Genomic DNA, 22579 nt, shown 5'->3' with positions numbered 1-22579 from the left:
CGGCTCGACGCACAGCATAGCTGATGCGCCGCACATCTTGCGACACGCTAGACAAAACTCGACAAACGCGCAAGCAATTCAACACGCACGCGCGATTCGCGCGACTAGCATCCGCTCGGTTGAAATAGCCCAAGGATTTGCCATGTCGACTGTTTCCAACGACGGGACTCGCGCCCGCTCGCCGTGGTTCGTGAGAGCCACCGCTTCCTTTGCGGTCATTCAGCAAGCCGCTCATTCACTCTACCCCGGCACCAGCGTGTTTCATCGCTGGCGACGCATGCGCCTGTGGCTGCGCTCGCTCATGTCGTGGCGCGCCACGCAAGTATGGCTCAAACGCTGCGCCGTTTCGCCCTTGCACGATCTGGTGCAACGCCACCCCACCGCGCTTGAGCGCATGCATCGGCCGTTCCTTCATACCCGCTTCAGCCCGCGCGAGCGCCTGATGGCGAGCCTCGATCATCACGCACTGACGCAGCAACGCGTGCCGCAACTCGCCGCGCGTATCGCCGCCGTCGGCTCGGCGACCATCGCATCGTTCGCGGTGGGCGCCGAGCGCTGGCACGTGTCGCTCGAGTCGATCGAACAATTCCAGAAGGAAGGCGACTGGACCCTGTGCATCCGCGATGCGCGCGACCAGCGCATCGTCTCCTGCACGTTCAGCCTCGCCTATCTCGGCGGCAAGGTGCGACGGCCGCGTCTTTGCATCGGCTCCGTGCAGGGTCCGAACAACTCGATCAACGGCCGCGAACTGTTTCGCGCACTCACCAAACGCTGGTATGGATTGCGGCCGAAAGTGCTGGTGATTTACCTCGCGCAGTGTGTCGCCGCAGCACTCGATGCGGGCGGCACCTTCATCGTCTCGAAGCAGGCGCACATCTACGCCAACTGGCGTTACTGCCTGAGAAAACGTCGTGTGGCCGCGGACTACGATCGCTTGTCGATGGAATGCGGAGCGCTTGCGCGCTGGAACGGCTGGTTCGTCCTCGCGCCGCCGGCTCGATATCTGGCCGAGCGTCAGGGCGACGATACCGGCAACGCAACCCGGCGCAAACGCTATGCATTGCGAAGCGCCCTCGCCGCCCAGATTCGTCACAGCGTCACGGCAAGCAAGACCGACCGGCGCCATGCGCCGCACTTTATTGCTTGAATCCATTGCGATTTTTTTATTGACAAGACCTGCGGCAAAACGGCACACTCGTTCTCATGTTGACGCACACCTCCATCCCAGTCGCGATTAAAAATCGAACAATGCATGCCATCATCGGCAGGCATTTGGGAGCACGTGCGCGTTAGCAGTCTGAATCTGCAAACAGGACCCAAAGGCCCCGCCGGTAACGGAAGGGGCCTTTTGTTTTGTGGGGCTCCGTCCGCCGGCTCGATGACGGAGAGCAAGATGGATCAGGCAAGCCCGCAATGCATGGATGACGACTCAAGTCTGTCTGCGTGTCGACAGAACGAAGGTCTACCGAAGGTAGTGCTACATTTTTCCGTAGTGCCAGGCGCTACGCTGACATGGCGTGCCGATGCCGACAGCACGCTCAGTGTGCAAGGCGCGCGCCTATGGCTCACACGCATCAACTCGCCTTACGATCATTGGCTCGAACCGGGTAACGAGTTCCGCTTGCGCCGCGGCGAACGCATATGGCTGAGCACGGATAGCGAACGCACCGCGCGCGTGTCGTTGAGCTGCACGCTGCCGCCCAAACGTGGTTTCGTCAGGCGTTGGCTGGGATGGCTCGCGGGATTGGGACTGGAAGCACCGGCGGCCCGATAGGCTGTCCCACCGCAACCCGATGATCGAACTTTCGTACTGCGGAAAAGCAAACACCCCTGCAATGAGGGGTGTTTGCTGAACGGCTACGCCGGCTGCTTATTGCGGCGTGACCTGCACGGCCGCTGCCGAAACGAATACAGCGTGAATCGTATCGCCCACCTTGACGCCCTTCAGGTCGACGTCCGGCCCGACTTCAAGCGTTTGAGTCTGATACGCGCCGCGCAGCGTGACGAGGCGCTTCTTGTGATCGATCTTCTGCACGGTGGCGAGCACTTCGACCTGACGCGCGGACTCAAAGCCGCCCGAGGCCGGGGCATACACCTGCGTATCGACGCGTGCACGAATGCCCTTGTCCGCGCCGGTGACCTTGTCCGCCTTCACCAGCAACGCATTCTTGTACAGCACATCCACCCGGTCGCCGACGTTCAGTTGATCGAAACCGGCGACTTGCTGGCTCACCAGCACGACCACCACGTTGCCGCCTGGCCCCTTGAGCGTGAGCGTGCGGGTGCCCGGATCGATACCCACGATCTGCGCTTTCACGTGCACCGGCTGCACTGCGCTGACGATACCTTGCGCGGCACTGGCCATCGCATCCTGCGCCCATGCCGGTTGCGCTGCGGCGAACGCCGCCACCATTAACGCTGCTCCAATCGTCGCTGCCTTCATATACGCTCTCCTCGAGAAATTGTCCGATCTGGCGCTATGGCGATCTGAAACCGCAGGATGCCGATTAACGCCACGAATGCATAAAGCATCAGGATTTCACTTATTAAAGCGGTGCGGCGCAATGATTGTACATGCCTTACAAGAAGCTACGGCTGTTTATATGGTGATTTTAAATCGACGGGCGGCACGATGCGAAATGCCACGGAAGCCTTGGCACGCCACCGCAGCGGCATCCTGCCGCTTGACAGCGTCGCTTTAATCCTGCTGGCCACTCATATACGGCGGCAATACACAATATGCCAAAAGCATTAAACGCATACTGCATGACGATTCAATTCACGATTATTCTTTTATCGACGGTATTCGTCACAATGCAATGCATATCCGCCATTAACACCGATTAAACACGTATTCAATTACCGGCGCGTCCATGCGGCGCGCAAAATAAAACAGCCCCTTCGCCTGAGCGAAGGGGCTGTTCATGAGGCGGCCCGCAAGATGTCATGCGCGCCGCCTCACCACCAAAACCGCCGTGGCGCTTACCTGCACAAACGCCAGCCGTTACACGCGCTCAATAGCGATCGCGATGCCTTGACCGACGCCGATACACATCGTGCACAGCGCAAAACGGCCCTGCGTGCGGTGCAGTTGATACATCGCGGTGGTCACCAGACGCGCCCCGCTCATGCCGAGCGGGTGGCCGAGCGCGATCGCGCCGCCGTTGGGATTCACGCGTGCGTCGTCGTCCGCGACGCCGAGCGCGCGCAGCACGGCAATCCCTTGCGAGGCGAATGCTTCGTTCAGTTCGATCACGTCGAACTGGTCGATGGTCATGTTCAGGCGAGCCAGCAACTTCTGCGTGGCCGGCGCCGGGCCGATGCCCATCACGCGCGGCGCGATGCCTGCCGTTGCAATACCCAGCACACGCGCACGCGGCGTCAGACCGAAGCGTTTCGCCGTTGCTTCGTTGGCAAGCAGCAAAGCCGCCGCGCCGTCGTTCACGCCCGACGCATTGCCAGCCGTCACCGTGCCGTCCGCACGCACCACGCCCTTCAGTTTGGCGAGCGCTTCAAGACTGGTTTCGCGTGGGTGTTCGTCTTGCAACACGGTGATCGGATCGCCCTTCTTCTGCGCGATCGTCACGCCGACGATTTCCTGTGCGAGCGTGCCGTCGCGTTGTGCGCGCGCGGCTTTCTGCTGACTGCGCAGCGCGAATGCGTCCTGATCGGCACGGCTGATCTTGTAGTCCGTCGCGACGTTTTCGCCGGTCTCGGGCATCGAATCGACACCGTACATCTGCTTCATCAGCGGGTTGACGAAACGCCAGCCGATCGTCGTGTCGAAGATATCGGCCTGGCGAGAAAACGCGCTCGTCGCCTTGCCCATCACGAACGGCGCGCGGCTCATGCTTTCGACACCACCGGCCAGCATCAACGCAGCCTCGCCCGACTTGATCGCACGCGCGGCAATGCCCACGGCGTCCATGCCCGAGCCGCACAGGCGGTTCACCGTGGAGCCCGGCACGCCTTGCGGCAAACCGGCCAGCAGCAACGACATGCGCGCGACGTTGCGGTTGTCTTCACCGGCCTGGTTCGCGCAGCCGTAGATCACGTCGTCGATCGCGTTCCAGTCGACGTCTTTATTGCGCTCCATCAGCGCTTTGAGCGGCACCGCGCCCAGATCGTCGGCGCGAACCGACGACAGCGAACCCGCGTAGCGGCCGATCGGGGTGCGAATCGCGTCGCACAGGAATGCTTCGGTCATGTGATGTCTCCAGTTGATGTGCTGCATGTGCTGTGCTGCTGGCGATACCCGTTGGCGGCACCGGCCGCTTGGTGCCTGGCGCGAGCCGGCTGCTCCGCGGTATCGACCCGCGAGTGCAATGGGAAACGGCCGCATGGTAGCCGCCGTGTCAATTCAGCTTAGCGCAGGATAGTAAACGATGGGGCCAAGGCGGCGGTCATTTGTTCTTTATGCGAACACACGGTCATATATCGAACAATCAGACACGATAATAGGCGCGTGGCCGAAATCGTGTCAAGCAAAGCCGGCTGCGGACCAGGGAATACGTGCAGGCTCGCGGCCTCGTCGCAATGGCCGCGTATAGATCTGAAGATTGACGCGCTCGTGCTGGCAAAAGCGCCGCTGCGCCTGCCGGCACGAGGCTTTGAACCATTCTGCCGTTCACGGTGCCCCTGAAACGGCAACTCTCCGGTAAGTGCGCTATGCGTGCTATACGTGCTATTAGCTAGCGAATCTGAATACCCTCGTCGGCGATATAGCTGCGAATCACGTCGGCGAAGCTGCGGTCACCGCTCAGCCCGAGCCGTTCGGCGCGCGAGGCATCCCACTGGCCCGGCCAGCCGCCGACAATCTTCTCCACTCGCCCATCCGGCGCCCACACGATCCGCCTTGCGGCCGCGTCACCCGCCACTTCGCGCAGCGCCGCCACCATCTCGTCGACGCTCACGGAGATCCCCGGCAGATTCAGCGCGCGCTGGTTGCCGAGCACAGCGGAATCGAGTTCGAGTCCGGCGATCAGACTTTCGATCGCCTTGCGCGGCGACAGCAGCCACACGCGTGTCGTGCCCGCCACCGGACACACCGCGGTCTCGCCGTTCAGCGGCTCGCGAACAATGCCGCTCGCGAACGACGACGCCGCCGCATTCGGCTTGCCTGGCCGCACGCTAATCGTGGGCAGGCGCAACACCCGGCCATCGACAAAGCCTCGCCGCGTGTAATCGTTGAGCAGCAACTCCGCGATCGCCTTCTGCGCGCCGTACGACGATTGCGGATTCAGCGCGGTGTCGTTCTGCACGACCTCGGGCAGATCGCCGCCATACACGGCCACCGAACTCGTGAACACCACCCGCGGCGTGTGCCCACGCTGCCGGCAGGTTTCCAGCAGCAAGCGCGACGCGTCGAGATTGATGCGCATGCCGAGATCGAAATCCGCCTCGGCCTGTCCGCTCACGATCGCGGCAAGATGGAAGATCGCCGCGGTGCGCTCGTCGATCACGCTCTCGAGCACGCTGCGCTCAGCGATGTCGCCCACTTCCGGGCGCACGCGGCGGTCGCCGAAATCGCTTGCGCGAACCACGTCGAGCAGCACCAATTCCGTAATCGCCTGAGGCTGGCCATGTTGGTCTTTCACTACGCCGCGCGCCAATAATTCGCGCGCGAGACGCTGGCCAAGAAAACCCGCACCGCCGGTAATCAGTACTTTCATGATGGGCTTCGTCCTTCCTTTGTTCTCATTGGCGAGCTGCGTTCAGATACGGCGTGAGCCAGCCGAGCCCCGCGGACGTGCCGGCGCGCGGCCGGTATTCGCAGCCGACATAGCCGTCATAGCCCAGCGCGTCGATCAGATCGAACAGATACGGATAGTTCAGTTCGCCAATATCGGGCTCGTGACGCTCCGGTACGCCGGCGATCTGAATATGGCCGATGCCTGCCATATCGCGTTTGAGCTTCACAGCAAGGTCGCCTTCGACGATCTGGCAGTGATAGCAGTCGAACTGCACCTTGAGATTCGCCGCGCGCACTTCCGCGCAAATCGCCTGCGCGTCGTCCTGGCGGTTCAGAAAGAAGCCGGGCATGTCGCGCGTATTGATCGGCTCGATCACGACGGTAATGCCGTCTCCCTGCGCGGCCCTGGCGGCATAGGCAAGGTTCTTCAGATACACCTCGCGATGCCGTGCGCGCGGCTGATCGGCGCCAATCAAACCGGCCATCACATGCAACTTGCGATTGCCGAGCATACGCGCGTAGTCGAGCGCGGTTTCGACGCTGCGGCGAAATTCGTCTTCGCGGCCCGGCAGCGAAGCAATGCCGCGTTCGCCCGCCGCCCAGTCGCCGGGCGGCGCATTGAAAAGCGCCTGAGTCAGGCCGTTCTCTTCGAGCCGCGCCTTGATTTCGCCAGCACGAAAATCATAGGGAAACAGAAACTCCACGGCCTTGAAGCCGTCTTTTGCCGCGGCGGCAAAACGGTCGAGGAACGCGTGTTCGTTGTACATCATGGTCAGGTTGGCGGCGAAACGAGGCATGACGAAAACTCCCTGGATACGGTTTGGATCGGCCAGCGTGGCAGCGCCACCTGGCTTTGCTTTTTCGAGCGACTACCAGCGTGCGCCGAACACCCGCCGAAGTTCTTCGAGCGCCGCGTCGTCGAGCGGCACCGGGCGCGGGTTCGTCATCAGCCAGAGACGCGCGGTCTCTTCGAGCTCCTCGAGCGCATACGACGCCTGCGCCACCGAGCGCTCCCACACCACCGGCCCGAGGCGCTCGAGCAAAACCGCGCGGACGGTGCCGGCGAGCGCGGCGATCTGCTCAGCCACTTGCGGGTCGCCGGGCCGCTGGTAACGAATCAGCGGGACGTGGCCCACTTTCATCACGTAGTACGGGGTGATCGGCGGCAGAACATCGTTGTCGTGCCAGACGCCGGCGAGCGTCAAGGCCACCAGATGCGTCGAATGCGTGTGGACGATGCCGCGTGCCTCGCCATTGCGGGCATAGATGCCCCGATGCAGCGCCAGCGTTTTCGACGGCTTACCGCCGGACACTGCATTGCCGCCGACATCGACCTTGGCGATGTCGGCCGGATCGAGCCGGCCGAGGCAGGCATCGGTCGGCGTGATCAGCCAGCCGTCATCGAGGCGCGCGCTGATGTTCCCCGCGCTGCCCACCGTATAGCCGCGTTGATAGAGACTCGCACCGGTCACGCAGATTTCTTCGCGCACGCGTGCCTCGTTTGTCGTGTGAAGCGCGGGCGTACCGGTCATTGCGCGGCTCCCTCGAGGTGACGCAGCGCCTTTTCGAAAAAATCGACCGCGCCAAAATTGCCGGACTTCAATGCGAGCGCGAGCGGCTCGGCTTCCGTTGTTGCGGTAGCGGGTACGCCCGGATCGATCTGCGCGCCGATCCGCAACGTGCGCACGTCGAGCGCCTGCACCACCGCGCCCGAGGTTTCCCCGCCCGCCACCACGAACCTGCGCACGCCGCGCTCGCGCAAGCCGCGTGCGATCGACGCCAACGTGGATTCGACCAGGTGCCCCGCTTCGTTGACGCCGAGCTCGCGCTGCACCGCTTTGACTTCGTCGGGCGTGGCGGTGGCATAGATCAGGACGGGTTCGTCTTTATCCAGGTAGGGCTGCGCAAAGGCCAGCGCCGCGCCGACCACCGGTTCGCCGCGCGCCGCCGCCAGCGGGTCGATGCGGAACGCGGGCCGCGTCTCGCGCCAGGCCGCCACTTGCGCGTTGGTCGCTTTCGAGGCGCTGCCGGCCAGCACCGCCGACAAGCCTTCAATGCGCGGCAAGTGCGCGGCATCGTTGCGTTGTGCGAGCAAACCGGCGCGGCGAAAGTTGGCCGGCAGACCTAGCGCTATGCCGGAGCCGCCCGTAATCAGCGTGAGGTCGGCACACGCCTCGCCAAGTACGTGAAGGTCCGCGTCCGATACCGCATCGGCAATCGCCATTCGCGCGCCGTCGCCACGCAGCGCATCGAAAGATTCGCGCACGGCCGACACGCCTTTTGCCACGGTGTCGTAACGCACCAGGCCGACTTTCGATCCGGTTTGCCGCTGGAGCACGCGCACGAGGTTCGCCTCGCGCATCGGCGTGAGCGGATGATTTTCCATGCCCGATTCGTTCAGCAACGTATCGCCGACAAACAGATAGCCGCGATAGATCGTGCGGCCGTTCTCCGGAAACGCCGGACAGGCGATCGTAAAAGCCGCAGCGCCTGGCCCGCTTGACAGCGCATCGAGCAAGGCATCGGTGACCGGGCCGATGTTGCCGGCGTCGGTCGAATCGAAGGTCGAACAGTATTTGAAAAAGAACTGACGGCATCCTTGCGCGCGCAACCAGTCGAGCGCGGCGAGCGATTGCGCGACCGCATCGGCGGCGGCAATGGTGCGCGATTTCAGCGCGACGACCAGGGCATCGGCGTCAAGCGCGTCGTTCGACGCGGGCACGCCGATGGTCTGCACCGTGCGCATGCCGCCGCGCACCAGCATATTGGCGAGATCGGTGGCGCCGGTGAAATCGTCGGCGATGCAGCCGAGCAGCGCGCGTTGGGACGACGTGGTCATTGCGGCCTCCGCGCTTACTTCGCCGCCGGCAACTGAATGCCGGGGAAAATCTTGATCACGGCGGCATCGTCCTCGCCGCCATGCCCCGCGGTCGACGCCATCATGAACATCTGATGCGCCGCCGCCGACAAAGGCAATGGAAATTTCGAGCCGCGCGCGGTATCGAGCACCAGACCGAGATCCTTGACGAAGATATCGACCGCCGAGAGCGGCGCGTAATCGCCGCTCAGAATATGAGGCACGCGGTTCTCGAACATCCACGAATTGCCCGCGCTATGCGTGATGACCTCGTACAAGGCATCGGGATCGACACCTTCGCGCAAACCGAGCGCCATTGCCTCGGCGGCCACGGCGATATGCACGCCTGCCAGCAACTGATTGATGATCTTCACCTTCGACCCTGCACCGTGCGCCTGGCCCAGCCGATAGACCTTGCCGGCCATCGCCGCCAGCACGTCCTCACACGCCGCATAGGCGGCGTCCGGGCCGGACGTCATCATCGTCATTTCACCGGAAGCGGCGCGCGCCGCGCCACCGGACACCGGCGCGTCGAGCATCTGCAAGCCAGCGGCTTCGATCCGCCGGCCGAGCGCGCTTGCGAAATCCGGCGCGACAGTTGCGCTCGCGATCACAACACTGCCGGGTTTCATCGCGGCAACCGCACCTTGCGCGCCGAACAGCACCGCTTCAGTTTGAGCGGCATTCACGACCAGCGTGACAAGCACCTCGCATTGCGCGCCGAGCTCGGCAGGCGACGCACAACCGACGCCACCGGCCGCCACGAACGCCTGCAGAATCTCGCTGCGCAAATCGCACGCGTGGACCTGAAAACCCGCGCGCAGCAGCGAGCGCGCAACGCCCATGCCCATCGCTCCGAGACCGATAACGCCGACATTTCTGGACATGCCTGACCCTTAAGTTGGTTAGTGGCGAGCGTGCCGATAGCGCCCGATTCGAAGCGCCTCAGCTCAGCAAATACCCGCTTCCGCAAGCCGCCGTGCCGCGTTGTTCATATGGGTGCTCGCCGCATTGCGCGCCGCCGCCGGATCGCCCGCGCGAATCGCCGCGACGATGGCCGCGTGCTCTTCACGCACCTGACGTGAGAAGTCGTCGCGCAGCGCTTCATTGCGCCGCGTGACCAGGGTGCCGGCTTCGAGATATTGATTAAGAAAGACGAGCGTCTTGAGGAAATACGGATTGCCGGTCGCCACGGCGATGGCGCGATGGAAAGCGACATCTTCGGCGACACCGTTCTCGCCTTCGGCCACCGCTTCGTCGATGTTCGCGAGCGCGGCGTCGATCGACACCATGTCCGCGTCGCTGCGGTGCAGGGCGGCTTCCGAAGCCACCTCGGCCTCGATCGCTCGCCGCAGCGCGAGAATCTGCAGCACCGACCCCGCCTCAACCGCTTCCGCGTAGTCGATCCGCAGCGGCCGGATTGCGCCGTGCGCGGCAATGAACACGCCGCTGCCCTGCCGCGGCTCGACCACGCCTTCGTTCTTCAGCCGCGAAATCGCCTCGCGAATCACGGTGCGGCTCACGCCGAACTGCTGCGCCAGCACCGCCTCGGTCGGCAGTTTGCCGCCGCGCGCGAAGGTGCCTTTGTCGATCTGCTTGAGCAACTGCTGCGCGACGGTATCGCTCAGCGCGCGGACCGGAATCTTCTCGAACATGGATGTCCCGATGGATCATGTTGTCGGGTCATCATACAAATTTACGATCTAGCCGGCATCCGTGCAAACCCTGAGCTCGGTCACCGCTTAGCGCAGATACGCGAACACGGCCAGCGCGCTCATGACGGTAATTGCGCCACCGATACGCGTGGCGATCTGGGCAAACGGCATCAGCTCCATCCGGTTGGCTGCGGTCAGAATCGCAACATCGCCCGTTCCTCCCAGTCCGCTATGCGTTGCATTGACGATGGCCGCTTCGACCGGATACATCCCGATCAGCCGGCCAACGAAAAATCCTGTCATCGTCAACGCCAGCACCGTGGAGACAGCCGTCACGATATTGACCCAATGGAAGGCCGTGACGATCTCGCCCCATGGCGTCATCGCCACACTGATTGCAAACATCAGCGGATAGGTCACCGCCGTGGAAAAGAATCCATACATGAAGCGTGCGCCGCTCCTCACGCGCGGCGACACCACCTGAAACAGCTGCGCGGCGACCACAAGCACGAGCATGACGACCGGCGCGGGCCAGTCGAACAACTGATGGCTCAGCACGCCAAGCAGATAGAGCGCGATCGCCGTCGCACCTGCTGCCGCAACCGAACTCACATCGAATTCGAACGCGAGCGGCGCCCCGGTGATTTCGCCATCGCCGATCCCGTCCATGGTCAACTGCCCGTTGCCGGTCCACTTCGGCTTGCGCGTGCCGAGATAGCTCAACAGACCTGCGCAGCAGATCGCGGCAATATTGCCAAGCATGACGGCGGACAGAACCTGGGCAAACAACGGACCTTGCTCGACGCCCATGATCTGCGCGTAGCCCGCCGACAACGGAAGCGCGCCCTCGCCCACGCCGCCCGCCATGATCGGCACCACGACGAAGAAAAGTGCATGTTTGACGTCCATGCCGAGCGCAGCACCAACCCCTGTGCCCACCAACGCGGCTACGATCGAGCCACTGGCGACCGGAATGAAGATGCGCACAAAGCCCTTGATCAGCGTACGGCGATCCATGCTGAGCACACTGCCGACAATGATCGCCGCGATGAAGAGATACAGGAAGTTGGAGCTCTTCGTGAAGTCGGTGACCGCCTTGACGACCGGTGCCGGCATCAGCTTGTAGTACACCAGCATCGAAGGAATGAACGCCGCAAAAATCGACGTGGCGCCAATATGGCGAATCCACGGAATACGCTTTGCCAGTTCAGCGCACGTGAAGCCGCCAACGGCAACCAGGGCCATGCCGGTAGGCAGATCCGAGGCAAGCTTTCCTCTCATCGTCATCGCGACCAGCACAGCAAGGAGAACGAAATACACCGGCAAGGGCAGCGCCCCCACGCGCGTGTCGAATATGGCCCACCAGCGCTCCTTGAAGGTTCGAGCGTCTGATTGCGCCTCGCCTGCTACCTCGTGCGTCGTTACCGATTCCATTTGCCTGTCTCCGTTCATATCGTCTGATTCGCTTGCCCGTCAAGCCAGCAGCAGCAACGCGGCACCGTAGACCACCGTGCCCACCAGGAAAGTCACGACGGTGAAGCCGAGCACGCGCTGGACGCCGACGCCCGCCATCGCCACGACCGGCGCGGCCCAGAACGGCTGCATCATGTTCGAGACCTGCTCGCCCATGGCAACGGCCATCGTGGTGGCCGGCACGGACGCATGCAGCGCCATCGCGGCCGGCACGACAAAGGGTCCCTGCACCGCCCAGTGACCGCCGCCGCTCGGAATGAAGAACGTCACGATCAGTGAGCAGATATAGCTCCAGAACGGCAAGGTGTGCGCGTTCGAAATGGCGATGAAGAAGTGCGAGATCACGTCCGGCAGTCCGGTTGCGTCCATCATTCCCATGACGCCGCCGTACAGCGGATATTGAAGCATCATCGAACCGGTCTGCTTCGCTGCGTTCTTCACCGCGTCCGCGTAGGCCAAGGGATATCCATGCAGAATGACGCCGGCGATGAACATCACAAAGATCACGGCGTTCACACCTGAAAACGCGGTGTGCTGCACCTGCGCGAGCACGAGAAAAGCAATGCCTGCCGCGCCGATAAACGCGCTGCCCAGCCACGAGTGTTCAATCCAGCGAGCGAAGCTCTGCTTGCCCTGCGGCTTTTCACGCGAGGGCGCGTCCGGGTTCTTCTCCCTGTCGAGCACCACCGCGTCCGCGTCACGCGGCTTGAGCCACGCCAGGACGAACGGCATGACGATCAGCATTGCGACAGTCGGAATCAGATTGAAGCGCGTGAAAACTGTCGCGCTAAACGGCAGGACCTGCCCGGTCAACTTCTGCACGACGTTCATCGCGCTGCCGGGTGTCGACTGCGCGAGTGCGATCGAACTCGAGATGCCGCTCGCCCACACGACCCAGCCGGAAAAACCAGCCGCCACGATCCATGCGAAATCTACCCGCATGCGTTTAGCGACCTCGCGGGCCAGCAAGGCGCTCACGACGAGGCCGAGGCCCCAATTGCAGAACGACGCCACGGCGACCAGAACAAAGGTGAGCGTCGCCGCCTGAACCGGCGTGCGCGCAATCGAAACCAGCGCCTTGAAGATGCGTTGCACGGGCGGCGCATGAGCGAACGCGTGACCGGTTACGAGCACCAGCGTAATCTGGAAAGCAAACGTGAGAATGTCGAAGAAGCCCTTGTACCAGCCACCCACAAGGCGCGCCAGGCTTGCGTGCGGAGCAAAAATCGCGGACAGCGCCGCGACGATCGCGGTAATAAGTATGGCGAGCACGAACGGGTCTGGAATCGTGCGTTCGAAGAGACTGATCGTCGCCTCAGTGAAGCGCGTCTTGCGTACGGGTGCTGTTGCGGCGGCGGGTTTCATCGTTTGTCTCCAGATGTTCTCTGTGCCCGATGCGTTCTGTGCGCATTCAGGTCGGCGGTTGCGTGTTCAGGCCGGGAAGTCGTAGAGCTTCGCGGCGTTATCGACCAGAATGCGGCGGCGCGTTGCAGCGTCATCGGCCCATGTGCCGAGCAGGTCGAACAGCATGACGTCGTCCGGTTTGTGCGACTCGGTCGTATGCGGCCAGTCACTGCCCCAAACCACGTTCTCCGGCAGCGCGTCGATCCATGCACGCGCGCTCGCCGTGCTGTCGGCGTAGCCGCCCTTCAGACCGGCAATAGAGTCGAGATACGCGCCCGAGAGCTTGACCCACACGCGGCCGCTTTCGGCAAGGCGCCGCACGACGGCGAACGCCGGATGAGACGTCCCCTGCGGCAAGGGCAAGCGCGCCAGATGATCGAACACGATGGTTGCAGGAAGCCGTGCGAGCATCGCTTCATGCTCGACGATCTGTGCGGCCGTCCAATGCAGTTGAACGTGCCAGCCGAGTTCCGCGACGCGGCAGGCGAGCGGCTCGACCATGTCGAAGCCGACAACCGCGTTAGCCGGCGTGTACAACGTGAAGCGAATGCCGCGGATACCGCCTTCGTGCAACAAGGCCAGTTGCTCGTCGCTCACGTCGGGCCGTAACACCGCGACGCCGCGTGCGCGATTCAGCCCGAGTTGGGCGATGGCGTCGAGTGTCACGCTGTTATCGGTGCCGTATGTGCGCGGTGTCACGACCACGGTCCGTTGCGTACCGATACGTGTCTGCACTTTGCGGTAATCGGCCACACTTGCGTCTTCCACGAAGCCCACGCCCGGTGTGCCCGCGAGGAAGCGGCGCTCGTAGATATGCATGTGCGAATCGCATGCACCTGGCGGCGCTGCGAACCGGGGCTGCCGGCTATCCATGGAATATTCCTTCACAACACCGCGCGCGCGGCGCGAAGCGACGCGATCTGCGTATCGGTCAGCCCGACGTCGCGCAGCACCGCATCGGAATGCTGACCGAACGCCGGCGCGGCAAGCGGCTCGGGCCCCGGTGTCGCGCCGAACCGGATTGGCTGCTTGAAGCCGCGATAGCGCCCGACGCCCGGATACTCGAAACTGCTCACCATGTCCTCGGACACGACCTGCGGATCGTCGAACATGTCCTCGACACTGCGGGCGGCCGCGCACGGCACGGCGTCGCCGAACAGCGCTTCCCATTCGAACGCCGTGCGCGCCTGCAATGCGGCATGGAGCTTCGGCACGATCTCGTCGCAATGAAGGGCACGCTTGCGTACCGTGCCGTAGCGCTCGTCCTGCGCCAGCGCTTCGAGGCCTGTTTTCTCGCAGAGCGATTGCCAGAAGTGCGGGGTATTCGCGGAGATGTAAAGGTAGCCCTCGCGAGTCGGATGAATCCCGGTGATGCCGCCCGAGCGCATGTCACGGCCGACGTCCCTGGGTTCACTGTCGGCCCAGATCATGCGAGCCGATTGCATGGTGAGCGCGCTGCGCAGCAGCGACACGCCGACGTACTGTCCCGCGCCGCTACGCTCACGCTCAAAAAGCGCGGACGACACACCCGCCGCCACAAGCGCGGCCGCGTAGTAATCGACCACGGAGCCGTACAGAATCTCCGGCGGCCCACCACGCTTTCCCTGCAAGGTGCACATGCCGGTCATCGTTTGCAGCACCTGATCGTAGCCGGCCTTCTCCTTATTCGGCCCGGTTTCGCCGTAACCCGTCACCGCGCAGTAGATCAGACGCGGATTGATCTCGCGTAGCTGTTCATAGGCAATCCCGAGGCGCGCCGGCACATTCGGGCGGAAGTTGTGAACAAGCACGTCGGCCGATTCGACGAGGCGCTTGAGCACCGCAAGCGCTTCAGCTTGCTTCAGGTCGAGAACGAGACCGCGCTTGCCTCGATTGACACCGAGGAACGCACGGCTTTCGGCTTCGAGGGTCGACGGATATTTGCGCAGGTTGTCGCCCGCGGGCGGCTCGATCTTGATCACTTCGGCCCCCTGATCGGCCAGCAGCGTGCAACCGTAAGGGCCTGCGATATAGGCGCTCAGGTCGAGCACGCGCACGCCCGCAAGCGGGCCGCGTGCTTCGACGGGCGATGAATCCGACAATCGTTGCATGGGTAACTCCGTGTATCTCCAGTGTTTCGCCGCTCGTGCGCAAATCAATGGGCGAGGTCGGCGCCCGCGAGCGCAGCGCGTTGCTGGCTGGTGAGCAGTCCAAGGCGTTCGGCATTGCCGACCAGCACGCGCGCGCGCTCCACGAACGGCGGATCGATCATCCTGCCGTCGACGACGTACGCGCCCAGCCCCTTGCTATCCGCCTCGCGCGCTGCTTCGACAACGTGCACGGCATGCTCGATCTCCTCGTCCGAGGGACGAAAAACCTCATTGGCGATGGCAATCTGGCTCGGATGGATGCAGGTCTTGCCGAGAAAACCCAGCGCACGCGCAAGCTGCGCTTCGGCGCGAAAACCGGCTTCGTCGCGGATGTTGGCAAACGCCGAGTCGTACGCGAATACGCCGGCCTCGCCCGCGGCGATGCGCAGGCTGAACATGGCCTGCTGAACTGCAGAGGGTTCCCGGCGAGCCACGCCCAGCGGCTCGAAAAGATCGCCGAGACCCAGTTGCAGACCCGCTACGCGCGGATGCGCACCGGCTAGTTCAGCGGCAAGACGGAACGCTTTGGGCGACTCGATATTGAGTAACAGCTTCACCGGTGTGGCGACGCCGTTGGCGCGCTCCGCCTGCTCGATCAGCGCCACGGCAGCGAGCACGTCGTCCACGCTTTCGGGCTTGGGGAGATTGATGAAGTGCAAACCGGGTTGAACGACCGCCTCGATGTCGGCACGGCAGTACGGCGTGTCGAGCGCGTTGACGCGCACGATCAGGACTTTTCCATGGCCGGTGGCTTCGCTGGAGCCCAGCAGATCACGAAGCGCCTCACGCGCCTGCGGCTTGCGCCCGGCTGAGACTGCATCTTCCAGATCGAACGAGAGCGCATCGGCCGCGCTCGCGAGCGCCTTCGCAAAGAGTTCCGGGCGCGACGCCGGCACGAATAACTTGCTTCTCATGTCTCCAGTCCTTCTTTTCTGCTTGGCTGGAAACGAGTCTAAGTCCACTAAGGATTTAGATAAACTATCCGTTTCTATCTTTAAACGGTAGATAATCTATCTTTATGGAAACCGAATTTCTCGCCAATCTCCTGCTGGTAGTCGATAGCGGTTCGATGGCCGAAGCGGCCCGCCGGGTGGGCGTCACGCCCGCCGCCGTGGCGCAGCAGATCCAGTCGCTCGAGCGCGAACTGGGCGTGCCGCTGCTGGTGCGCGCTGGGCGCACGGTCATTCCGACGGAAGCCGGGCATCGCGTCATAGAACGCGCACGCGCCCTCGTTCGTGAATTGTCCGAGTTGAAAGCGTTCGCGCTCGAAGGCGAGGCCGCCGGCGAATTACGTATCGGCACGATCACCACGGCGCTCCTCAGCCTGCTGCCCGATGCGCTCGCCAGTTTCTCCACGGCTTTCCCGCAGGCGAAGGTGCTGATCCGGGCAGGCACCTCGATGGAGTTGTACGACACGCTGCAACGTGGCGAGCTCGACGTGGCCGTCTGCCTGCATCCCGCATTCGCGCTGCCGAAGGCCTACGACTGGCATCTGCTGAGAGCAGAGCCGATCGTCGTACTCGCTCCGTCACGGCTCGCGAAAGACGATCCTCACGAACTGCTGCGCCGCGAGCCGTTCATCCGCTACGACCGCTCGCTCGGTGGCGGCAAGCAGGCGGACGACTACCTGCGCGAAGCGAAAATCGTGCCGCACGAACTGTTCGAACTGAATTCGCTGATGGCCATCGCGATGATGGTGGACCGTGGACTCGGCGTCTCACTCGCGCCCGACATCGTGTCGCCATTGACCGTGGGATTGGGCATCGCAAAGATAGCGTTGCCGGCGAAAACCGAACCGCGGCGCTTTGGTGTTCTTTGGCACCGGGCGTCGCCGAGGGGACGATTGATCGCGGGTTTTCTGCGCTGCGCGGACGAAAGCGTTGGAGCGGGTCAAGCAGGAACGCAAGTCCGGTAATACCGCATCAGGTCGTCTCACGCTCGACGATATGAAAACCAACGTCGGTCACCTTGACGTTGGCGTCGCCCGCAAGGCGATCGAGCAGGCAGCGCGCGGCGGTAAGTCCGATGCGGGTGCCGTCCACGCGCACGGTGGTGAGTTGCGGCGTGGTTTCGGTGGCGAATTCGAGGTCGCCGAAACCGCAGATCGATAGTTGCGACGGCACGCTCAAGCCGAGCTGCCTCGCCGCGCCGAGCACACCGATCGCCAGCAGATCGGAGCCGCAAAATACAGCGTCGAGTTGCGGCGCCTGCTCGAGCAGCGTGGGCAATGCGGCTTTGCCGAGCGCGACCGAACTCGGCGGCGACACCCGCACCTCGGCGACGTGGTGAATACCTGCTTGCGCCAGCCGGTCGCAAAAGCCGTTACGGCGTGCGAGCGCCCGCTCGTCGTTCGCCAGCACGAGGCCAGGCGCCCGCACCTTCCGTTGCAGAAAATGCCCGGCCACGGCGGCGCCGATCTGATAGTGCGAAAAGCCGACCAGCATGTCGATCGGCGCGTCGGTCATATCCCAGGTTTCGACAATCGGCAGACCCACGTTGCGCAAACGCTCGCGCAAAGAATCCGTATGAGCGACACCGGTCAGCAACACGCCTTCCGGACGCCGGCTCAGCACCGCGTCGAGCAGCGCCTCTTCGCTCGAATCGCTATAGCCGCTCAAGGCCAGCAACACCTGATAACCCGCGCGCGACATCGTCTCGCTGAACACCTGGATCGTGGTGGAAAACAACGAGTGAGAGATGGTCGGCACAATCGCCGCGATCAGCCGCGAACGCGCCGACGACAATCCGCCCGCAAGGCGATTCGGTACATAGCCGAGCTTCTGCACGACCTGCCGCACCCGTTCGAGCGTTTCGGGCGCAACCGTCTCGGGACTATTGAAAACGCGCGACACCGTAATCGGCGCGACGCCCGCTTGCGCAGCGACATCCGTAATGCGCAGGCCTTTGGCGCCGCCACGCAAGCGTTTCGCTGGCGCCGCCGTCTCCGTCATATCAGGGCTGGCAACGGCGGTGGGCTTGTGATTCGGCATGGGTCGGTGACTAGGTGATGGTTCGCGCGTATTGTAGACCGCCATAGAGCGCCATGGACCGGCATAGACCGCCGGCGACGAAAGGCGCCAACGTGCCGGGTCACAAATCCTTCAAGGCAGATCTACTCGGTCACGGGCACAGCGCTTTGCGCTATGGCGCCGCCCCGATTACGCCGCAGGATAAACACCGTGACCACGGCGAACACCAGCAGGCAGGCCGCCGGAATCAGCATCGGCGTCTTCACGCTACCCGTGGTCTGACGTACCCACGGCACCAGATTCTGCGCGATGAAACCGCCGATATTGCCGAGTGAATTGATCGCCGCAATGCCGGCCGCGGCGCGCGCGCCAAACAGGAACTTCGGCGGCAGCGTCCAGAAACACGGGATCAGCAAATACATGCACGGCGCGCCGAAACAGAGCGCGGCAAACCGCAGTGTGTTGGTAGGCAGAAACACTGCGCTCAGGAAGCACGCCACGCCGAGCAACGCGGCCACCAGCATCGCGACGATTGCACGATTACCGCCGCGCAGCTTCGACGGCAGCCAGGCCAGCACAATGGTCGCCATCAGCCAGGGAATGATGTTCAGCAGGCCATTGGTCGTATTGCTGACACCGAAGCCTTTCACCAGCGTCGGCAACCAGTAGCTCACACCGTAGACGGAAATCGACAGCATCATGTAATAGAGCGCCATGCCGATCACTCGCGGTTCCGTCAGCACGCTCAGCAACGAGGCGTGGCCGGCATAGCGTGCCTTCATCTGTGCGCGCTCCGCGTCGAGCGTGCCGGCGAGCCATTGTTTTTCATCGGCGGAGAGAAATTTCGCCTGCTTCGGCGAGGCCGGCAGCAGGCGCAGCACAACGAAGGTCAACAGAATCGACGGCAAGCCAGTGACGATGAACACAAGCTGCCAGCCGTGCAGTCCCGCGAGGCCGCCTTTGTCGAGCAGCCAGCCGCAGATGGGCGCACCCACCATGTTGCCCAGACTGCTGCCGACCGTGAAATAGCCGAGCATGCGCACGCGATGCCGCGACGGAAACCACAAGGTCAGGTAGTAGATCACGCCCGGATACAGACCCGCTTCCGACGCGCCGAGCAGAAAACGCAGCACATAGAACATCGTTGCGTTCTGCGTAAACGCGAGGAGTATCGTGACGATGCCCCACGTGAACATGATGCGCGCCATCCAGCGAGGCGCGCCGTACTTGTGCAGCAGCACGTTGCTGGGTACTTCGAACAACAGATAGCCGATGAAAAACAGCGACGCACCGAGCCCATACGCAACTTCGGAAAGCCCGAGGCTGCCGAGCATCTGCAGCTTGGCAAAGCTGATATTGGAGCGGTCGATATAGGCAACCAGATAGAGCACTCCGAGCAGCGGCATCAAACGGAGTGCCAGGCGATTGATCAGACGTGATTCGTCGATCGCCGGTGTCGTCATATTCACTGTGTCTCCTGCGCTCGCGCCGTTCGCGCGAGCAATGGCTCAATGGCTCAATGGCAATCTGACAGCTTGAAACAGCCTTGGCGCCTTAATGTTTTTCTGCGCGCCACTGCGCGTAGGCAGCCATCGTTGCCTCGTCCGGCGGATACGTGCCCCGCAACGGCCTGCCCTCTTCGATGCGTTGCGTGATGAACGCCTCGAGCTGCTCCTGCTCGGCGGCGTCGCGCGCGATTTCAGTTGCCATTTCGCGCGGCACGATGACCACGCCGTCCACATCGGCGACAACGATATCGCCGGGATACACAGGCACGCCGCCACAAGCGATTGGGACATTCATATCGACCGCATGATGCTTGGCCAGATTCAGCGGCGCACTCGCGCCCGCGCACCAGATTGGCAAACCCAGTTCCGCGATCGTGCCGCTATCGCGCACCGGGCCATCCGAAACCATGCCGGCGACACCACGCTTTGCCAGACGCAGCGCGAGAATCGAGCCGACCGACGCGACCGCGCGCTCACCGCGGCAGTCCTGCACCAGCACGCTGCCAGGCGGCGCCGTTTCAACGGCTTTGCGCTGCGGATGGTCCGGGTCCTGGAACACGCCGACGTGGTCCAGATCCTCCCGGGCCGGGATGTTGCGCAGCGTGAACGCCGGGCCGACAACGTTAGGTGCGCCAGGCGCCGGTTTGACAAGCGGCGCGACACCTTGCAGGAATACGTTGCGCAAGCCGCGCTTGAAGAGTTGCGTGGTCAGCGTTGCCGTGCTGACGTGCCGTAGCTGCGCGAGTGTGGCGTCGCTGATGGTGAGGTTCGATGCGGTCATGAGAGGTCTGGGTCGAGTTAGTGGATTTCAGGTTCGGTACGCGTCGTGCCCGCTGAGGGCGGCTCCGTCGGCGCGGCCTGCACCGGACTTTGCGGCGCGCTTGCGCTGAGGGGTTCTTCAAGGAAGTCGAAGTCACACCCCTTGTTGGCCTGCGTCACATGCAACTGATGCATCACGCCGAAGCCGCGCTCGAACGGCCGCTTGGGCGGTTGCCACGCGGCCTTGCGCGCCGAAAGTTCCGCGTCGCTCACGTCGACATGCAAACGGCGGGCAGGCACGTCCAGCTCGATCATGTCGCCGTCCCTCACCAGCGCGAGCGGACCACCCACGAACGACTCAGGCGCCACGTGCAGCACGCACGCGCCGTAACTGGTGCCGCTCATGCGCGCATCGGAAATGCGCACCATGTCGCGCACACCCTGCTTCAACAGCTTTTGCGGAATCGGCAGTTGGCCCCACTCCGGCATGCCGGGCGCACCCACCGGACCTGCATGCTGCAGCACGATCACCGAGTCGGCCGTGACGACCAGCTCTTCCGAGTCGATGCGCGCGGCCATGTCGGCGTAGTCCTTGAATACCACCGCCGGACCACGGTGTTTCTGCAGATGCGCTTCCATCGCGGCGGGTTTGATCACCGCACCGTCCGGCGCCAGATTGCCGGTCAGCACCGCGAGGCCGTCGCTGGCAACGAGTGGATTGGCGCGCTTGCGGATGACGTCGTCATCGAATATTTCCGCGCCGGCAATGTTCTCGCCGAGCGTCGCGCCACTGACCGTCATCTGCGTGCCGTCGATCAGTTCGCCCAACTCGACCAGTAGCGCGCGCAGGCCGCCGGCATAAAAAAAGTCTTCCATCAGATACCGGCCCGCGGGACGCAGATTGCCGAGCACCGGCGTGATGCGCGCCAGTTCGTCAAAGCGTGCTGTCGTCAGATCGATGCCGGCGCGCCGCGCCACGGCAACGAGGTGGACAATCGCGTTGGTCGAACCGGACATGGCAAGCACGGTGGTCACTGCGTTGTCGAACGACCTCGCGCTCAGGATGTCGGACGGCTTCTGGTCGGTCCACACCATCTCGACGATGCGCTGTCCTGTCAACGAAGCGAACTGCGCATGCCGCGAATCGACTGCGGGAATCGACGAGAAGCCGGGTAGCGTCAGGCCGAGTGCCTCGGTGGCGCTGGTCATCGTCGACGCGGTGCCCATCGTCATGCAATGGCCCGGCGAGCGCGCAATGCCGCTCTCGATGCCCTTCCACTCTTCTTCCGTGATCTTGCCGGCGCGCAATTCAGCCCAGTATTTCCATGTGTCCGAGCCGCTGCCCAGCGTGCGGCCGTTCCAGTTGCCACGCAGCATCGGCCCGGCCGGCAGATAGATGGACGGCAGATTCATGCTGATCGCGCCCATCAGCAAACCGGGCGTGGTCTTGTCGCAACCGCCCATCAGCACACAACCGTCGAACGGATAGGACTTCAGCAATTCCTCGGTTTCCATCGCGAGGAAGTTGCGATACAGCATCGTGGTCGGCTTCTGGAACGGCTCAGCCAGCGTCATCACCGGCATTTCGACCGGAAAACCGCCGGCCTGCCAGACGCCGCGCTTCACCTCCTCGACGCGCTGCTTGAAGTGCGTGTGGCACGAGTTGATCTCGCTCCACGTGTTGACGACGGCAATCACCGGCTTGCCCATGTAATCCGACGGGTGATAACCCATTTGCGCCGTGCGTGAACGGTGGCCGAACGAGCGCAGGTCGTTCACGCCGTACCAGCGGTAGCTGCGAAGCTGCTCAGGGGTTTTGCGGTTCGATGACACGGACATCTCCATGGTAGCGATACCATTACGCTTCACGACTTGAATCCGGCGAAGCTTCTGGGTGACACGCATGGTATCGCTACCATCGGACAGCGTCGCTAAGGGATTCCACTTAGGGCATGGGGTGAGTGTCGGGTGTCACGGAGAGTGAAAACTGCGCCGGGTAGGTGAAAAGCTACTGCCGCTGTTCGTGCAAGAGTCCTGACGGCTGACACTTCCTGCGAGGGGTCGGCCGTTCGGCACTGTCGCCGTCGGGCGATACGGAGGTGGCGTCGACGGTATGTGAAGTTTTCTGTTTTA

At 63.2% G+C, this 22579-nt stretch carries 20 protein-coding genes; 3 read left to right on the top strand and 17 right to left on the bottom strand.

The annotated features are described in order from the left end of the window. Window positions 1-142 precede the first annotated feature (142 nt). Entirely contained in the window at window positions 143-1147 is a 1005-nt protein-coding gene (locus BCY88_RS13955) for a DUF535 family protein (RefSeq protein WP_183081363.1), read from the top strand. Window positions 1148-1393: 246 nt separating this feature from the next. Further along, on the top strand, window positions 1394-1774 hold the full coding sequence (locus BCY88_RS13950) for a DUF2917 domain-containing protein (RefSeq protein ID WP_120344805.1): 381 nt from the start codon (window positions 1394-1396) through the stop codon (window positions 1772-1774). A gap of 96 nt (window positions 1775-1870) precedes the next feature. Here BCY88_RS13950 and BCY88_RS13945 read toward each other — a convergent pair whose 3' ends face one another. The 13 genes from BCY88_RS13945 to BCY88_RS13885 all read right to left on the bottom strand — a co-directional run bounded on the left by BCY88_RS13945 (window position 1871) and on the right by BCY88_RS13885 (window position 16124). Beyond that, window positions 1871-2443, bottom strand: a complete 573-nt coding sequence (locus tag BCY88_RS13945; RefSeq protein ID WP_120344804.1) for a hypothetical protein — start codon at window positions 2441-2443, stop codon at window positions 1871-1873. A 561-nt stretch (window positions 2444-3004) separates the two neighbouring features. After that, a complete protein-coding gene (gene pcaF, locus BCY88_RS13940; RefSeq protein WP_120344803.1) occupies window positions 3005-4207 on the bottom strand; it encodes a 3-oxoadipyl-CoA thiolase in 1203 nt (400 codons plus the stop codon). 484 nt (window positions 4208-4691) lie between these two features. Then, window positions 4692-5672, bottom strand: a complete 981-nt coding sequence (gene denD, locus BCY88_RS13935) for a D-erythronate dehydrogenase (protein ID WP_120344802.1) — start codon at window positions 5670-5672, stop codon at window positions 4692-4694. Window positions 5673-5697: 25 nt separating this feature from the next. Beyond that, the gene (otnI, locus tag BCY88_RS13930) at window positions 5698-6489 is read right to left on the bottom strand and encodes a 2-oxo-tetronate isomerase (protein WP_120344801.1); all 792 of its coding nucleotides are present in this window, start codon (window positions 6487-6489) and stop codon (window positions 5698-5700) included. A gap of 72 nt (window positions 6490-6561) precedes the next feature. Then, a complete protein-coding gene (otnC, locus tag BCY88_RS13925) occupies window positions 6562-7224 on the bottom strand; it encodes a 3-oxo-tetronate 4-phosphate decarboxylase (protein WP_120344800.1) in 663 nt (220 codons plus the stop codon). Further along, window positions 7221-8531, bottom strand: coding sequence for a 3-oxo-tetronate kinase (gene otnK / locus BCY88_RS13920; RefSeq protein WP_120344799.1), 1311 nt, complete (start codon window positions 8529-8531; stop codon window positions 7221-7223). The genes otnC and otnK overlap by 4 nt, the downstream gene beginning before the upstream one ends. A gap of 14 nt (window positions 8532-8545) precedes the next feature. Then, the gene (ltnD, locus tag BCY88_RS13915) at window positions 8546-9436 is read right to left on the bottom strand and encodes an L-threonate dehydrogenase (RefSeq protein WP_120344798.1); all 891 of its coding nucleotides are present in this window, start codon (window positions 9434-9436) and stop codon (window positions 8546-8548) included. A 63-nt stretch (window positions 9437-9499) separates the two neighbouring features. Next, window positions 9500-10204, bottom strand: a complete 705-nt coding sequence (locus BCY88_RS13910) for a FadR/GntR family transcriptional regulator (RefSeq protein ID WP_120344797.1) — start codon at window positions 10202-10204, stop codon at window positions 9500-9502. Window positions 10205-10291: 87 nt separating this feature from the next. After that, the gene (locus tag BCY88_RS13905; RefSeq protein WP_120344796.1) at window positions 10292-11638 is read right to left on the bottom strand and encodes a 2-hydroxycarboxylate transporter family protein; all 1347 of its coding nucleotides are present in this window, start codon (window positions 11636-11638) and stop codon (window positions 10292-10294) included. 39 nt (window positions 11639-11677) lie between these two features. After that, window positions 11678-13042 (bottom strand): short-chain fatty acid transporter, encoded by a 1365-nt coding sequence (locus BCY88_RS13900; RefSeq protein WP_120344795.1) that lies wholly within the window; start codon window positions 13040-13042, stop codon window positions 11678-11680. 66 nt (window positions 13043-13108) lie between these two features. Then, window positions 13109-13954, bottom strand: coding sequence for an amidohydrolase family protein (locus BCY88_RS13895; protein ID WP_120344794.1), 846 nt, complete (start codon window positions 13952-13954; stop codon window positions 13109-13111). Window positions 13955-13965: 11 nt separating this feature from the next. Then, window positions 13966-15171, bottom strand: a complete 1206-nt coding sequence (locus BCY88_RS13890) for a CaiB/BaiF CoA transferase family protein (protein WP_120344793.1) — start codon at window positions 15169-15171, stop codon at window positions 13966-13968. A 44-nt stretch (window positions 15172-15215) separates the two neighbouring features. Beyond that, window positions 15216-16124, bottom strand: coding sequence for an HpcH/HpaI aldolase/citrate lyase family protein (locus tag BCY88_RS13885; RefSeq protein ID WP_120344792.1), 909 nt, complete (start codon window positions 16122-16124; stop codon window positions 15216-15218). Window positions 16125-16228: 104 nt separating this feature from the next. Here BCY88_RS13885 and BCY88_RS13880 point away from each other — a divergent pair, with 104 nt between their 5' ends. After that, window positions 16229-17125, top strand: a complete 897-nt coding sequence (locus BCY88_RS13880; RefSeq protein ID WP_120344791.1) for a LysR family transcriptional regulator — start codon at window positions 16229-16231, stop codon at window positions 17123-17125. A 7-nt stretch (window positions 17126-17132) separates the two neighbouring features. Here BCY88_RS13880 and BCY88_RS13875 read toward each other — a convergent pair whose 3' ends face one another. The 4 genes from BCY88_RS13875 to araD form a co-directional block, all read right to left on the bottom strand. Then, window positions 17133-18200 (bottom strand): LacI family DNA-binding transcriptional regulator, encoded by a 1068-nt coding sequence (locus BCY88_RS13875; protein WP_120344790.1) that lies wholly within the window; start codon window positions 18198-18200, stop codon window positions 17133-17135. 122 nt (window positions 18201-18322) lie between these two features. Continuing rightward, a complete protein-coding gene (locus tag BCY88_RS13870; RefSeq protein WP_120344789.1) occupies window positions 18323-19648 on the bottom strand; it encodes an MFS transporter in 1326 nt (441 codons plus the stop codon). 85 nt (window positions 19649-19733) lie between these two features. Continuing rightward, complete coding sequence (locus tag BCY88_RS13865; RefSeq protein WP_120344788.1) at window positions 19734-20468, bottom strand: ribonuclease activity regulator RraA; 735 nt, start codon at window positions 20466-20468, stop codon at window positions 19734-19736. Between the two features lie 17 nt (window positions 20469-20485). Beyond that, entirely contained in the window at window positions 20486-22285 is a 1800-nt protein-coding gene (araD, locus tag BCY88_RS13860) for an L-arabinonate dehydratase (protein ID WP_120345017.1), read from the bottom strand. Window positions 22286-22579: the final 294 nt, after the last annotated feature.

The sequence above is a fragment of the Paraburkholderia fungorum genome (genome assembly GCF_003610895.1).
GTDB lineage: Bacteria > Pseudomonadota > Gammaproteobacteria > Burkholderiales > Burkholderiaceae > Paraburkholderia > Paraburkholderia fungorum_B.
This window is presented reverse-complemented; position numbering and strand designations above follow the sequence as displayed.